We start from the raw sequence: 14,374 nt of genomic DNA, 5'->3' as shown, positions 1-14,374 counted from the left end.
AAAGCAGGGAGCTGCATGCGCTCCCTGCATTCCTCCTCAAATCAACGGTCCCGTTTCTTTCTCTTCATGGCCGGTCACCCGCGCCTGCATGGCGCGCGCCACCACGCTGCGCGACAGGTGCCAGTACAGCGCAATGACAGCGGTCGAGAACAGCGCAAAGCCCATCATCCCCGCGTACAGGTAAAACACCTTGTACAGTTCGATGCCGACGCCGTACAGGGTCATGTTGATCATGCCCATGGTGGCGGCCACGGTGGCTTTCGAGACCGGGCTTTCGGTCAGGGTGAAACGGATCATCACCGCCGCCGACAAGCCTTCGCCGAAGGCGATCACGCTGATTGCGGCCACCAGGAAGTAGGGCGTATCGAGGAAGGCGGCGCCGAACAGCATGATCAGGATGCCGAGCGCGATCGGATACAGCGCGATCTTGATCGAACTGCCCAGGCGCCAGCGGTCGACCTGGCGCGCCAGCACCAGGTTGCCGGCGATCAGGCAGGCGAACACTGGAATCTGCCAGTAGCCGTATTCGATCACGCTCAGATGGCCGTCGGCCACCAGGATTTCCGGCGACATGGCGATCCAGCCGATCAGCGGAATCGCCAGCAAGGGCATGCACATTGCCGCCTTGAGGAAATGCAGGTTGCCGACCACTTCACGGTAGTCGTGCCAGATCTGCGTCAGCGGCAGTTTTTCCTTGCGCGGCTTGACGGTTTCAGGCATGTGGCGCGCCAGGCCGATCAAGGCGATGGTGGCGATCGCGGCGATGAACACGAACACCATGCGCCACGGCAGCACTTCAATCATGAAGGCGCCCGCGACCGGGCCGATCAGCGGCGCAATCAGCGCCACATTGGCCATCAGCGCGGTGACCCGGATCGCCGCTTTTTCTTCGAAGGCCTCCTGCACCACGGCGTAACCAACCGAAGAAATGAAGCACAAGCCCATGCCTTGCAGTACGCGCAAGGCGATGAAGCTTTCGATGCTGCGCGAAAACAGCGTCGCCAGGCAGGCGATGATGAAAAACAGGGTGCCGCCCAGCATCACAGGGCGGCGGCCGATGCGGTCCGAGAGCGGTCCGAACAGCCATTGGAAGATCGCGCCGCCGACCAGGAAGGCGGTCATGGCAGACGCCATCCAGGCCGCGCTGGCGCCGAATTCGCGGGTCACTGTCAGCATGCCCGGCTGGATCATGTCGTTGGCGATGTACACCGAGAACTCGAACAAAACCAGGGCCAGCGGAAACATCAGGGTGCTGCGGGTAAGCGTGGAAATTTTTTGCATTGTTTGATTCGCTTGGTAAAGACGGGGTGAAGCTGTAAAGCCAGAGATCGGGCATCGCGCCGGACTGGCCGGCTTGCGATTAGGTACAGGGTGCTGACCGTGCTGCTGCGGCAAAGCCGCACATGGCGTCAACGGGTGAAGTTGTCTGGCGAAATCGCCTGAAGAAATTGGTTAATTCAATTGACCGGCGCTTCCCAGCCGGAGTCTGCGCTGAATTCCTCGACCAGGAAATCGAGCATGGCGCGCAGGATGGCAGGCATTTGACGGCGCGAAGCATAGACGCCGTAAATACTCAATTCGCGCGGGCGATATTCGCCGAGCAGCGCCCGTAGTCTACCATCATGCAGCAATCCTGAGGCGGCGTGCAGCGGCTGCAAGGCAATCCCGGCTCCGCACACCGCCGCTTCCAGCAGCACCGACGATTCGTTGGCGCTCATGTTGCCGCCTACCGGCACGGCGATCGGCGCGCCGTCCTTCTCGAATTCCCACAGGCTCTTGCCGAAATAGGAATAGGTCAGGCAGTTGTGCAAGGCCAGGTCTTCCACGGTTTTCGGCGTACCGTGTTCTGCCAGATAGGACGGCGCTGCTACCACTACCGAATGGCAAACCGCCAGCTTGCGCGCAATCAGGTTGGGGTCGAGCGCGTTGGTGATGCGGATCGCCAGGTCGACCCGTTCTTCGATCAGGTTGACGGTGCGGTCCACCATCAGCACGTCGATCGCGGTGCCGGGATAGCGTTTGAGAAAGCGGGTCAGCAGCGGCACCAGATAGGTTTGCCCCATCGACATGCTGAAGGTCAGGCGCAGCGTTCCGCGCGGTGTGTCTTCGGGCGCTGCCGCCGAGGACTGGATGTCGCCGGCCAGGTCCAGCATCTGCCGGCAACGCGGCAAGGTGTCGCTGCCGGCCGAGGTCAGGCTGAGCTTGCGGGTGGTCCGGTGCAGCAGGCGCGCGCCCACCCATTCCTCCAGCTCGGCCAGGTAGCGCGAGACCATGGCGCGCGACATGTCCAGCTTGTCGGCGGCGGCGGTCAGGCTGCCTTGGTCGGCAACCTCCACAAAGACTTGCATCGCGATCAGTCTGTCCATGGCTATTCCTGTCTACGTGATCGATTTGATCGATTTGATTGATTTGATCGATTCATGCAACAAACTAATCGCCATTATGGGGTTTTTTGCTTCGTTTTTGGCAACTATGATGATGGTTCTTTCACTTCACTCTGGAGATATCGATGTTCAAACGCACTGTATTCCGCTCGTTGCTGGCAGCTACCGCCGGCCTGATGATCACTGCCGCCGTTAGCGCAGCACCGCAGCCGCTCAAGCTGGAAGTCTATAACCCGGGCGCCAGCGGCATTTTCCCGGTGTCGTCCGAGCTGATTACCGGCAACACCGACGCCATCGTCATCGATGCCCAGTTCGACCGCGCCAGTGCTGAACAGCTTCTGAAAAAAGTACAGGACAGCGGCAAGAAGCTGACCACCATCTACATCAGCCACGGCGATCCCGACTACTACTTCGGCCTGGAAGTGTTGAAGGCAGCCTATCCGGACGCCAGGATCGTGGCGCCGGCGCCGGTAGTCGCCCACATCAAGGCCACCATGGAAGGCAAGCTGGCGTTCTGGGGCCCCAAGCTGGGCGCCAACGCGCCTAAGCAACTGATCGTGCCGGAAGCGCTGGAAGGCAACACGCTGACCCTGGAAGGCCGCAAGCTGGAAGTCATCGGCCTCGACGGCGCCAGCCCGGACCGCAGCTTCGTCTGGATTCCATCGCTGAAAGCCGTGGTGGGCGGCGTGCTGGTGGTCGGCAACGAACATGTGTGGACGGCCGACACCCAGACCCTGGCCTCGCGCCAGCAATGGATCAAGATGCTCGACAAGATCAGCGCCCTGCATCCGAAAGTCGTGGTGCCCGGCCATTTCAGCGCCGGCGCGCCACAGAACATCGAATCGGTGCGCTTCACCAAGGATTACCTGAAAACCTATGAAGCCGAAACCGTCAAGGCCAAGGATTCCGCCGCCCTGATCGAAGCGATGAAGAAGCATTATCCGAACCTGGACGGCGTCTCTTCCCTGGAACTCGGCGCCAAGGTCAGCAAAGGCGAAATGAAATGGTAGAGCGCGATCATTGCAACGACGGCAGCTGCGAACTTCCTGACGCCGCAGCCAATGCCGAAGCAGCGGCGCCTGCAGCCGCCAGCGGCACGGTGCTGCACTATATCTACGATCCGCTGTGCGGCTGGTGCTACGGCGCCGCCCCCCTGCTGACGGCGGCCCGTGAGATCGATGGCCTCGCCATTGTGCTGCACGGCGGCGGCATGATGACCGGCAGTAATCGCCGGCAGGTCAGCATGCAGCTGCGCAACTACGTGATGCAGCACGATCACCGGATCGCGGCGATGAGCGGCCAGCCGTTTGGCGAGGACTACTTCAATGGGCTGCTGCTGGACACCACGGCGATACTGGACTCGGAACCGCCGATCAGCGCGGTGCTGGCTGCCGAAGCCGGCAGCGGCCGCGGGCTGGACATGCTGGCGCGGATCCAGACTGCGCACTATGTGCAAGGCTTGCGGGTGGCCGATGCGGCGGTGCTGCGCAGGCTGGCGCTGGAGCTCGGCTTTGATGCGGCCCAGTTCGACAGCGCATTTGCGGCCCAGCAAGGCGCTGCCACGCAGGCGCATATCGCTGCCAGCCGGGCGCTGCTGAACAGGGTTGGCGGCCAGGGCTTTCCCACTTTCGCCCTGCAGCGCGGAGAGAAACTGCAAACGCTGGATGCCGGACGCTTCCTCGGCCAGGCGGAAGCCTGGAAAGCGGCTTTGCAGGGTTGATGCAGGTCATTTAATGTCCGATGTTTTTCGATAAGAAGTCTGCCGAGAGGCAGGCTTTTTTTTCGTCCCGATCCGTTGTCTCAATGTCGAAAAAAGGCTTTGCGCCGAAATATTTGCAGTTTGATATTTAGTTGTTAATTTGTGGTCATTTATTGGTAACTACTTGCTATTTTTCGGTAAAGATGACGATCTTGCATGCTGTGATTTCACAACAATTCACAAAAACTGCTCATTTTTTTAGCATTTAGTGACAGCTTTGTATTGTATCGATTCTTGCGCGACGGTATCTTTGCAAGCAAATTTTCACCACGTAATTTGGCGTAAAGCACTGGGAGGACAATTGTTTTCAGACTGTGTTTGCCGCAAGTTATTCAATCGAGTAGGCCCATGAATCGCAAACACATCAGTCGTTTTCCTTTGTCAGTAGTTTCCATCGCCGTCATGAGCACGCTTGCAGCCTGCGGCGGCGGAGGCGGCGGCTCCAGCAGTCCCGATGGCGCCCAGCAGCCGGTCTCCACCAATCCGGCGCCAACCACAGCGGCGCCGGCAGCGGCAGCGCCAATCCTCAGTACCAGCGATCCGAGCAATGCCAATGCGGCCCATGCGCGCGGCCTCACCGGCGCCGGCGTGACGGTGGCGGTGGTCGATACCGATTTCAACGTCTCCGATCCGGAGTTTGCCGGCCGCTTGACCAAATACGTCTATGCCAGCGGCGGCGCCGGCAATCCGCACGGCAGCGAAGTGGCGGAAGCCCTGGGCGGCAGCAGCTACGGCGTGGCGCCGTCGGTGAGCATGCTGGGGGCCGCGGTCGGCACCGGCGGCGACAACGTTTCCTTTAACACCCCGGTGTACCAGGATTTGTTCAACAAGGGCGCGCGCATCTTCAACCAGTCGAACGCCTTCGGCTCGATCGCCGCGCCGGCCGGCAATGGCCCCACCTTCTACAACATTTATCAGCCTTTCGTCAGCCAGGGCAGCCTGTTTATCTGGGCTGCGGGCAATGACGGCAGCGCCCATCCCAGCCTGACAGCCGGTTTGCCTGCCCTCTATCCGGACCTGCAAAAGGGCTGGCTGGCCGTGGTGGCGGTGAATGCCGCCGGCGGCGCGCAAGGCTACAGCAGCAGCGATACCACGCCGGGCGTGCTTTCCAGCTATTCCAACCGCTGCGGCGAAGCCGCCAACTGGTGCCTGGCGGCGCCCGGCGATTTCATCTCGGCGACGGCCAACGGCCGCGTCTACGGCACCTCGTTTGCGACGCCTGCGGTCACTGGCGCCGCAGCCCTGGTGCAGCAAGCCTTCCCCTGGATGAGCGCCGACCAGATCCGGCAGACCATCCTGTCGACCGCCACCAGCATGGGCGATACCGCCACCTACGGCTGGGGTTTGCTGAATGCCAGCAAGGCCGCCAGCGGGCCGGCTTTGTTCGATACCCGGCTGACGCTGGGCGGCAATTTCGTCGCCAAATTCGATGCTGTCAGCTCGACCTTCGGCAACGACATCGGCGGCAACGCCGGCTTGCTCAAGGATGGCAGCGGCACGCTGACCCTGGCCGGCAATAACACTTACAGCGGCGCCACCGAAGTACTCAAGGGCACGCTCAATGTCACCGGCGCGGTAGCCACCGCGGTGACGATTGACAGCACAGGCGTCCTCTCCGGCGCCGGCGGCAAGGTCGGCGGCAGCGTGTTCAACTACGGCCGCCTCAGCAATACCGGCAGCGGCATGACCATCAACGGCAATTACACGGCCAGCGCCAGCGCCGTGCTGGCCAATCAGTTCAATTCGACCTTGACGGTGGGCGGCAGCGCGGCGCTCGGCAATTCGCACCTGGTCGCCACCACGCCGGCCGGCAGCAGCGATCCGTCCGGCTACGTGGCGCAGCAGGTCGGTGTCAAAGGCAAGGTGCTGACGGCCGCCAGCGGCGTTAGCGGCCAGTTTCAGGACGTCTCGTTCGAGCATGACGGCACGGCATTCAATCCGGGCACTTTCCTGAGTGCGACGCTGGGCTATACGCCTAACGAGGTCGACCTCACCATCGCCCGCAACAGCGTGCAGGCGGTTGCGGCGCAAGCGTTTGCCGCCGATCCTACCCGCAACAACAGCGCCGCCAACGTCGAGCAAGGGCTGAAAGCGGCCGACGCCATGGTCGCCAGCGGCAATACCGGCGGCAGCAATGCGGCCTTCCTGAGCAGCGCCGCGGCGATCCAGCGCACGGCGGATATTGCCGCCGCGGGCCAGGTGCTGGACAGCTTGTCCGGGCAGATCTACGCCTCGTCGCAAGCGCTGACTTTCCAGCAGTCGCAAGCCATCAACCGCGATTTGTCGAATCGCCTGGCGCTGCTGGGCAGCCCGATGCCGTCGGAGGCCAAGGCCGGTTTGTGGGCCAGCGTGATCGGCGCCACCGGCAAGCTCGGCCAGTCCGGCTACTCTTCGGCCGATACTTCTACCTGGGGCGGCCAGTTTGGTTTCGATACCCATCTGAACGACCAGGCGATCGTCGGCGCCGCGCTGTCCTACTCGGAAAGCAAGGCCAGCTTCGACCGCTTCGGCGGCGCCTCCAACAGCCAGGACGCCAGCCTGTCTCTGTATGGCCGCTATGCGCTCAGCAAGGACGGCGTGTATGTCTCCGGCCGCGCCGGCGTCGCCAGCATCAGCAGCAAGATCAACCGCACGGCGATACTCGGCAGCGAAGTCGACAGCCTGTCCGCCAAGCATAACGACAGCATGCTGTCGGCCTATGCCGAAACCGGCTACGTACGCCAGCTGTCGCCGACAGCGACGCTGACGCCGTTTGCCGGCATCAGCTACGACCGTCTCAAGCGCGGCGGCTTCAGCGAAAGCGGCAGCGCGTTCGGCCTGACCGCCGGCAGCAGCGCTTATCAGCAGACTGCAAGCGTATTGGGTTTGCGCGGCGACACCAGGCTGGACTGGTTTGCCGGCAGCAGCAATCTGCAAGCCTATGGCGCGTGGCAGCACGGCTTCAACAGCGGCAAGCTGGATTTCAGCGCGGCCTTCGTGGGCGCGCCGGCAGCGGGATTCAGCGTGCAGGGCATCGGCCTGCCGCGCAACAGCGGCTGGGCCGGCATCGGCATCACCACCGCGGTCAGCCGCAAGTGGAGCTGGTACGGCAATTACGATGCCCAGTTCGGCAAGGGCGGCGTGGTCAACAATGTGTTCTCGGTTGGCGCCCGCATGTCATTCTGATGATGGCTGAACCCATCACGTTTTGATCTCGGCGCTACGGGACAATAAAAAACGGCCGGTATGACTCGCGAGAGCTATACCGGCCGTTTGCCAACTACTCTTTGTTTGCGTGTTTCCGATCAGCTTCTGCAACCAGCTTATGCAACCGCTTTCAATTTGTTGAAATCGGTATTGCTGGCCGGCGCAAAACCGCCGTGGCCTGGCGCGTGGCTGGCGTAGAACTGGCCGAAGCGGTTGCCCAGGAAGTCCGACAGGGTTGCTTGTTCCTGGCGCACGAAGCCGCTTTGCGGCAGCACGCCGGTCACTACCAGGTCGACCATCGCGCAAATGCCTGCCGCGGTAGTCAGCTGGATCGCCGACAGCAGCTGGCCGTTGACGTGCTGGCTGTAGATCTTCTTGGCATAGGTTTCTTGTTCAAGACGGCCATCGCGCATGCCGCTGACGCTGACGAAAGTCAGCACCACGTCTTGCTTGGTGATCGGGATCGAGGTTTCCAGCACTTCCTTCAGGATCGGACGGCGTTCCAGCTTGCCCAGTTGCAGGTCGCGCACCAGGATCTTGATGATGTCGCGGTGGCCTGGGTAACGCACGGTCTTGTAATCCAGGTTCTGGATCCGGCCTTGCCAGCTTTCGCACAGGGTGCCGAGGCCGCCCGATGTGTTGAAGGCTTCGTAGTCGATGCCGTCCAGCGAGAAATGCTCCAGCTCTTCCAGCGGCGACGTTTCGCGCAGGGTGCCGTCGACAATCGCTTCGCAAGGATTGCAGTACTCGTTGATCAGGCCGTCGGTGCTCCAGGTCAGATTGTATTTGAGCGCATTGCTCGGGAAGGTCGGCAGCGCACCCACGCGCATCTTGACGTCGTGCAAGGTTTCAAAACGGTTGGCGACATCGTTGGCGACGATCGAAATGAAGCCAGGCGCCAGGCCGCATTGCGGCACGAAGGCGGTGGTCGAATCCTGGGAGATCGATTTGACGAAACGGGTGCTCTCGACATCTTCGGTCAGGTCGAAGTAGTGCGAGTGGGCGGCCTTGGCCGCTGCTGCGATGACCGGGGTCAGGAAGTAAGGGCAGGCCGACAGCGTGACGTCATGGCCGCTGATCAGCTTGGTCACGGTAGGGGCATGCGAAATGTCCGCCAGGATCGTCGTCACGTTCGGAAAGCCCGCTTGCTTCACATATTCCAGGCGTTGCGGATCGCGGTCGGCCACGGTCAGGATATAGTCGCCGGTGTGCGACAACAGGTTGAGGATGGCATCGCCGATCTTGCCGGCGCCTAATAGAATCAATTTGGTAGTCATGTCGTCGCTCACTCTTGATTATGTAGTTATGGTCAATGCTGCTGTTCTGCTGGCACCATTCTAAATTCAAGCAAAGTCAGATAATAGAGTGTAAATAGTCGTCAAAATGTATAATAACGATACAATTTGACGAACATTAGAGATGGATTGTCGCGATGAGAGAGAAACTCGACGAAGTCGACCACAAAATCCTGGCCTTGCTGATGGATGATGCCCGCCTTTCCATGGCCACCGTCGCCAAGCGCGTCGGCATCGCCCGGACTACAGCGATAGCGCGCCTGGCGGCAATGGAAAAGAAGGGTGTGATCGCCGGTTACGGCGTGCGGCTGGACCTGGAGCTGTACCAGCCGGCGGTGCGCGCCTATGTCGGCATTTCGATCGATTCCCGCAACGCACCACTTTTAGTGCAGCAGTTGCAAAAAATGTCACAGGTCGAGACGCTGTGCGCGGTCAGCGGCGTGATCGATTACATGCTGACCTTGCGCTGCCAGTCGACCGACGAGCTGGACCGCCTGCTGGACCAGATCGGCGCCATGGAAGGCGTGCGGCATACATCGACTTCCATCATCCTGAGCAAGCGGATCGACCGCGGGCCGATTTGATTTACCGGGATGATATGTGAATTATCTATAACTGTTATACAAATAATAAAGCAGACATCGATGCTGCACTGCCATATAGTTACACCTGTCTCCTCCAACACCTCCTAAGGTTTGGATTCAACCCGCTACCGCAAGGTCAGGCGGGTTTTTTTTTGCCTTGGCAGCGTGCCGTCATCGATCGCGCTGGATAATCGTGCATATTCTGTGTTTGTGTTTGTGTTTGTGCTTGCGGCACGCCGCCGTCCGCAGCAATAGTCGCGGTTGCCCAGTGGGCCTGGGAGTTACGCTGAGTTATGATGCTTGGTCACCTTCAACTACCAATTACTTCGCCATGAACACTCTTTCTCCCCCATCGCCCGCAAGAGGCCTGTCGTTCTGGTGGAAGCCCGCCTTGTTCGTGCTGGTAGCCGTGATCGGCCTGTACTACGTCAAGTGGTCGCCTTACTATCTGAAATCTTTCATCGCCGCCGACAAGCACAGCATCGGCGCCTCGATTCTCAACGACAGCCCGGGCGAACCGGTCAGTGCAGCCTTGAGCTACGCCAAGGTGTATTTCCTGGCGATCTGGAAAGCCGCGGTGCTGGGCGTGATCCTGGGCTCCTTGCTGCAAGTGCTGATTCCGCGCGACTGGCTGCTGCGCCTGTTCGGCGGCAGCAGTTTCAGCTCGGCCTTGCGCGGCGGCCTGTTCGCCTTGCCGGGCATGATGTGCACTTGCTGCGCCGCGCCGGTCGTGGCCGGCATGCGCCGCCAGCAGGTTTCGGTGGGCGCGGCGCTGGCCTTCTGGATCGCCAATCCGGTGCTGAATCCGGCGACGCTGGTATTCATGGGTTTCGTGCTCGGGTGGGGCTTCGTTGCCTTGCGCCTGGTGGCAGGCATCGCACTGGTGCTGGGCGTTGCGATGATCGCCCAGCGCATCTCGCGGCCGCAGCAGATGCCTGAGGCAACGCTGGCAGCGGTGGCTGAAGCCAGCGCTCCTGACCAGAAAAATTTCATGGCGCGCTGGGCGCGCAGCCTGTGGCAGCTGTTCTGGAGCACCATCCCGGTATACGTGCTGGCAGTGCTGGCGCTGGGCGCGGCGCGGGTCTGGCTGTTCCCGCACGTCGACGGCGCCATGGGCAACGGCTTGCTGTGGCTGCTGCCGATGGCGATAGTCGGCATGCTGTTCATGATCCCAACCGCCGCCGAGATTCCCATCGTGCAGACCATGTTGTCGCTCGGCATGGGCATGGCGCCCGCGGTGGCGCTGCTGATGACGCTGCCGAGCGTCAGCCTGCCTTCGCTGCTGATGCTGCGCAAGGACTTTGACGGCAAGGTGCTGGTGGTGGTGGGCTTGCTGACGGTGCTGGTGGGTGTGGTCAGCGGGCTGGTGGGCGCGCTGCTGTTGTAAAGCGGCTCTCACCGTCAGCTTGCTAGATCGAAGAATGGACGCTATGAGAAAAAACGCTTTTCTTTTTACGCTGCTATGCGGTGTCTTCGCCAGCGCCCAGGCTGCTTCCCTGCCAAAAAATATCATTGGCCAGATCCCCGCCGGCTACGAGGTGCTTTCCTACAAGAGCGGGCAGCTGAACGACGACAAGCTGGAAGACTTCCTGGTGGCCATACACAAAGCCGATGAAAAGGACATTGCCGAAAAAGCCGGCAAGGCCTCGCGCCGTCCGCTCCTGCTGTTTATCCAGAACGCCGACGGTAGTTACACCTTGGCCAAGCGCAACGACCACGTGATTTTTGCGGTCGACGAAGGCGGCCAGTGCGATCCGTTCGAAGACGGCGAGGAGGGGCTGGCGATCAAGAATCATTACTTCACCATACAAAACGGCGTTGCCTGCGGTTCCCATTGGACCGACTACATCACTTTCCGCTACGCCCCCAAGCTGCGCGACTGGGTTTTCCACAAGCGCATCAGCGAAACCTGGGTCATGAACAACAGCAAGGATCCGAACGCCGATGCACTGGTGCTGCGAAGCCGGCGGCTTGAAAGCGGTAAGGGCAAGCCGCCTGTGCCGTTTGAAAAATACAGCGCCGATTAACGCGTTCCCCATGCCGTTTTAAGCCGCCTGGCAAACCATCGTCTCTTGAACGGGCTTTGGAAAGAACGGCAGCGCAACCAGGGCCAGCACACTTCCCAGCAGCCACACGCCCGACCAGCTGGCCAGCGCCAGAATATGGGGTATCGCCAGCGGTGTCAGGAAGCACATCACGAACACGCTGGTGTTCGCCATGCCGAGTGCAGTGCCTGCATTGCGCGCGCCGGCAATAGTCGCCAGTTCGGTATAAGCCACGCCGTGCCAGGCCGATACGCTGACGCCGGTAATCACCAGCATCGCGATCAGCAGCGTTGCCATCAACGGTGTAACGGCGGGCAGCTGGCCGGCAAGCGTCACCAGCGCGGCAAGTGCTGCAAAGGCGACCGCAACCGAGATGGTGCAGAAGCGCAGGTACTCGCGGCGATTGCGGTTGCGGTCGGTCCAGCGGCCGCTCCAGACCCGCATGATCATGGCGCCGCCTTGCAGTGCCGCCATGGCGGTAGTGATGGCGGCGATGCCGGCATGGCCGAAATCGTGCAGGAATACCGTGCCGAAGGACAGTATTGCAAACTGCGGTGCGCACAGGATGCCGATGGCGACGACGATGCTCCACAGCTGGCGGTCCTTTAGCGGCGCCGGTCCGGCGACCGGTGTTTTGGCAACCTGGCCTGATGCTTTGTCTGCCGGTGCGGCGGCAGGTTCGTGCAGCCACAGCCAGGTGAAGAACAGGGTGACGAGGCAGAACAGGGCGAGTACGCCGTACACGGCGGCAAAGCCGAGATGGGCGGCCAGCACCGGCAGGATCAGGGCGCCGGCGGCGCCGCCCAGCGGTACCGCGGTCTGCCTTATGCTCATGGCCATGCCGCGTTCGCTTTCGCCGAACCAGGTCATCACGGCGCGGCCGCTGGAGCCGTTGACGCTGCCGCCAAGCAGGCCAACCAGCAACAGCCCGGCGGCCAGCAGCGGCAGGGCGGGGATGTGGCCGGCGACAGGCGCAACGAACAAGGCCATCAGCGCCAGCGCGGCGGCGGTAGCGGCGAGGCCGGTCAGCAGCACCGGGCGATCGCCCCAGCGGTCGGTCAGCAGACCCCAGGGCAGTTCGCTGATAGCGATGCCCAGGCCCATCAGGCCCAGCACAAGGCCCAACTCGGAATTGCTCAAATGATAACTTGAGCGTATCAGCACCGCGGTAATCGGAATACCGCTGAAAGCGGCTGAGAAACTGGCGTTGGCCGCCACGCCGACGCCCAGCACTTTCCAGCGATGGCGGCGGTTATTGGTGAAATCTGCAGAGTGGGACATCGAAATTCTCCTGTGAACTATAAGCCGGCAAGGATCAAGGGCTGGTAGAAAGAAACGCACTTGTTTTCACTGCTTGCAGCAAGTATCGCTTTGCGCGATACTTTTGAATATCAGATAGTTTTGAATCAATTGTTTTGAAAAACGGGATGATTAATATGCGACAAATCAGTTTTGACCTGGATGTGTTGCGCACCTTCACCACCGGCATCGACCTCGGCAGCTTCGCCAAGGCGGCCGATCGGCTGGGGCGTTCCACCTCGGCGGTGAGCGCCCAGCTGAAAAAGCTGGAAGAGCAGGCCGGCGCGCCGATTTTCCGCAAGGCCGGGCGCGGCCTGGCGCTGACCGAGGCCGGCCAGACCTTGCTTGGCTATGCGCGGCGCCTGCTGGAGCTGAATGACGAAACCGCCAGCGCGGTGCGCGGGGTCGAGCTGGAAGGCGAGGTCAGGCTGGGCTTGCAGGAAGACTTCGGCGAGGCGCTGCTGTCGTCGGTGCTGGGGCGCTTCATGCGCGCTCATCCCAAGGTCAGGATCGAGGTCTGCGTCGCCCGCAGCAGCGACTTGCGCGAGCGCGTGACGATGGGGCGCATCGATCTCGCCTTGCTGTGGGAGAGCGCCGCGCCGGCTTTGAATGGCGAGCGGGTTGCCGATCTGCCCTTGTGCTGGATCGGTCCGGCGCACCCCAGCGCCAGCTGGAATCTGCCGGCCGAGGAACAGGAGCTGGCCGCTGCGGCCGGCGCGCCGGTTTCACTGGTGCTGCTGGATGCCCCTTGCCTGCTGCGCGACATGGCCTCGAATGCGCTCGATGCCGCCGGGATCAGCTGGCGCCACGCGTTCACCAGCGCCAGCCTGTCGGCCCTGTGGGCGGCTTCGGCGGCCGGGCTCGGGCTTACCGTGCGGACGCCGATCGGCATGCCAGCCAGCCTGCGCATCCTCGATCCGCAGGAGGCCGGCCTGCCGCGCTTGCCGGCTATAGGTTTGTCGCTCTATCGCGCGCAGACGATCGCGGGGCCGGCGGTGAACCGACTGGAGGAATTGCTGCTGCAGGCGGTGCAGGAAGCGGTGAAGCGGATTGCCATGGGGTAGCGCTGGAGATAGTTGTCACCATGTTTTCATCGATATCGAGCTGCGCCTTCAGGCCGGCCCACCCCTGCGGCGTGACCTGGATCGCGCGCGAGGATTTTGTGCGCCGCAGCCAGCCCGCGTCGCACATGGCGCTCATCAGCTGCACGCCCAGCGGTCCGGCCAGATGATGGCTGCGTTCGGTCCAGTCCAGGCATTGCCGCGCAAGACCGTTGCGGGTCGGCTTGAGCGCGCCGACATCGACGCCGATGGCGGCAAACCAGGCTCTGCCGGCGGCTGACAGCTCGAACTGCTTGTCCGCGCCGGCTGCGATAAAGCGGCGCTGCTGCAGGGCCTGCGTCACGGCCACGCCCAGCTGTCCCGCCAGGTGGTCGTAGCAGCAGCGGGCGAAGCGTAGATCTTGCGTCGCGCGGTTCAAGGGTCGGCGCCTGACGACATCGGCCGAACTGATGGCGGCAAGATGTTCAATCGCTGCGGCGACATGCGGATCGCTCAGGCGGTAGTAGCGATGGCGGCCTTGCTGCTCACAGCTGAGCAGGCCGCCGTACAGCAGCTTGGCCAGGTGAGCGCTGGCGGTTTGCGCGGTTATGCCCGCTGCATGCGCCAGCTCGCCGGCCGGCAGTGCGCTGCCGCCGCACAAGGCCATCAGCATGGCGGCGCGCGCCGGCTCGGCGATCAGGAAGGCGACGGACGAGATATTCGGTTGCGGTGACACGGGCGGACCTCCTGCGCAGGTTTGCAGCAATGGCGAATTGCCAGGA

Annotated in this window: 12 protein-coding genes; 7 read left to right on the top strand and 5 right to left on the bottom strand. The window is 62.0% G+C overall.

Going from position 1 to position 14,374, the window contains the following annotated elements; all coding sequences use genetic code 11:
- Window positions 1-36: 36 nt before the first annotated feature.
- Both AC07V8_RS04840 and AC07V8_RS04835 read right to left on the bottom strand, forming a co-directional pair.
- Window positions 37-1,281: an MFS transporter gene (locus tag AC07V8_RS04840; RefSeq protein ID WP_494677528.1), complete on the bottom strand. Its 1,245-nt coding sequence runs from the start codon at window positions 1,279-1,281 to the stop codon at window positions 37-39.
- 176 nt (window positions 1,282-1,457) lie between these two features.
- Window positions 1,458-2,366, bottom strand: coding sequence for a LysR family transcriptional regulator (locus AC07V8_RS04835; protein ID WP_494677527.1), 909 nt, complete (start codon window positions 2,364-2,366; stop codon window positions 1,458-1,460).
- Between the two features lie 143 nt (window positions 2,367-2,509).
- Between AC07V8_RS04835 and AC07V8_RS04830 the strand changes: the two genes are divergently transcribed.
- From AC07V8_RS04830 to AC07V8_RS04820, 3 genes are all read left to right on the top strand, one after another.
- A complete protein-coding gene (locus tag AC07V8_RS04830) occupies window positions 2,510-3,394 on the top strand; it encodes an MBL fold metallo-hydrolase (RefSeq protein ID WP_494677526.1) in 885 nt (294 codons plus the stop codon).
- Entirely contained in the window at window positions 3,388-4,104 is a 717-nt protein-coding gene (locus AC07V8_RS04825) for a DsbA family protein (protein ID WP_494677525.1), read from the top strand. Before AC07V8_RS04830 ends, AC07V8_RS04825 begins: the two co-directional genes overlap by 7 nt.
- Before the next feature lie 387 nt (window positions 4,105-4,491).
- The gene (locus tag AC07V8_RS04820) at window positions 4,492-7,308 is read left to right on the top strand and encodes an autotransporter domain-containing protein (RefSeq protein WP_494677524.1); all 2,817 of its coding nucleotides are present in this window, start codon (window positions 4,492-4,494) and stop codon (window positions 7,306-7,308) included.
- A 137-nt stretch (window positions 7,309-7,445) separates the two neighbouring features.
- Here AC07V8_RS04820 and AC07V8_RS04815 read toward each other — a convergent pair whose 3' ends face one another.
- Entirely contained in the window at window positions 7,446-8,606 is a 1,161-nt protein-coding gene (locus AC07V8_RS04815; RefSeq protein ID WP_494677523.1) for a saccharopine dehydrogenase family protein, read from the bottom strand.
- Between the two features lie 155 nt (window positions 8,607-8,761).
- Between AC07V8_RS04815 and AC07V8_RS04810 the strand changes: the two genes are divergently transcribed.
- The 3 genes from AC07V8_RS04810 to AC07V8_RS04800 all read left to right on the top strand — a co-directional run bounded on the left by AC07V8_RS04810 (window position 8,762) and on the right by AC07V8_RS04800 (window position 11,235).
- Entirely contained in the window at window positions 8,762-9,208 is a 447-nt protein-coding gene (locus AC07V8_RS04810; RefSeq protein ID WP_061938265.1) for an Lrp/AsnC family transcriptional regulator, read from the top strand.
- 331 nt (window positions 9,209-9,539) lie between these two features.
- A complete protein-coding gene (locus AC07V8_RS04805; RefSeq protein WP_494677522.1) occupies window positions 9,540-10,595 on the top strand; it encodes a permease in 1,056 nt (351 codons plus the stop codon).
- Between the two features lie 43 nt (window positions 10,596-10,638).
- On the top strand, window positions 10,639-11,235 hold the full coding sequence (locus AC07V8_RS04800) for a hypothetical protein (RefSeq protein ID WP_494677521.1): 597 nt from the start codon (window positions 10,639-10,641) through the stop codon (window positions 11,233-11,235).
- Window positions 11,236-11,253: 18 nt separating this feature from the next.
- On the opposite strand, the gene AC07V8_RS04795 is transcribed toward AC07V8_RS04800, so the two are convergent.
- On the bottom strand, window positions 11,254-12,534 hold the full coding sequence (locus AC07V8_RS04795) for an MFS transporter (protein ID WP_494677520.1): 1,281 nt from the start codon (window positions 12,532-12,534) through the stop codon (window positions 11,254-11,256).
- Between the two features lie 155 nt (window positions 12,535-12,689).
- On the opposite strand from AC07V8_RS04795, the gene AC07V8_RS04790 reads away from it, so the two are divergent.
- Window positions 12,690-13,616, top strand: coding sequence for a LysR substrate-binding domain-containing protein (locus AC07V8_RS04790; RefSeq protein WP_494677519.1), 927 nt, complete (start codon window positions 12,690-12,692; stop codon window positions 13,614-13,616).
- On the opposite strand, the gene AC07V8_RS04785 is transcribed toward AC07V8_RS04790, so the two are convergent.
- A complete protein-coding gene (locus tag AC07V8_RS04785) occupies window positions 13,501-14,328 on the bottom strand; it encodes an ArsR/SmtB family transcription factor (RefSeq protein WP_494677518.1) in 828 nt (275 codons plus the stop codon). The two genes, AC07V8_RS04790 and AC07V8_RS04785, sit on opposite strands and share 116 nt — an antisense overlap.
- Window positions 14,329-14,374: the final 46 nt, after the last annotated feature.

The organism is Collimonas sp. GW821-FHT02H07, assembly GCF_059421505.1.
The sequence above is the reverse complement of the archived record's forward strand: the minus strand, read 5'-3'. Positions and strand labels throughout refer to the sequence as shown.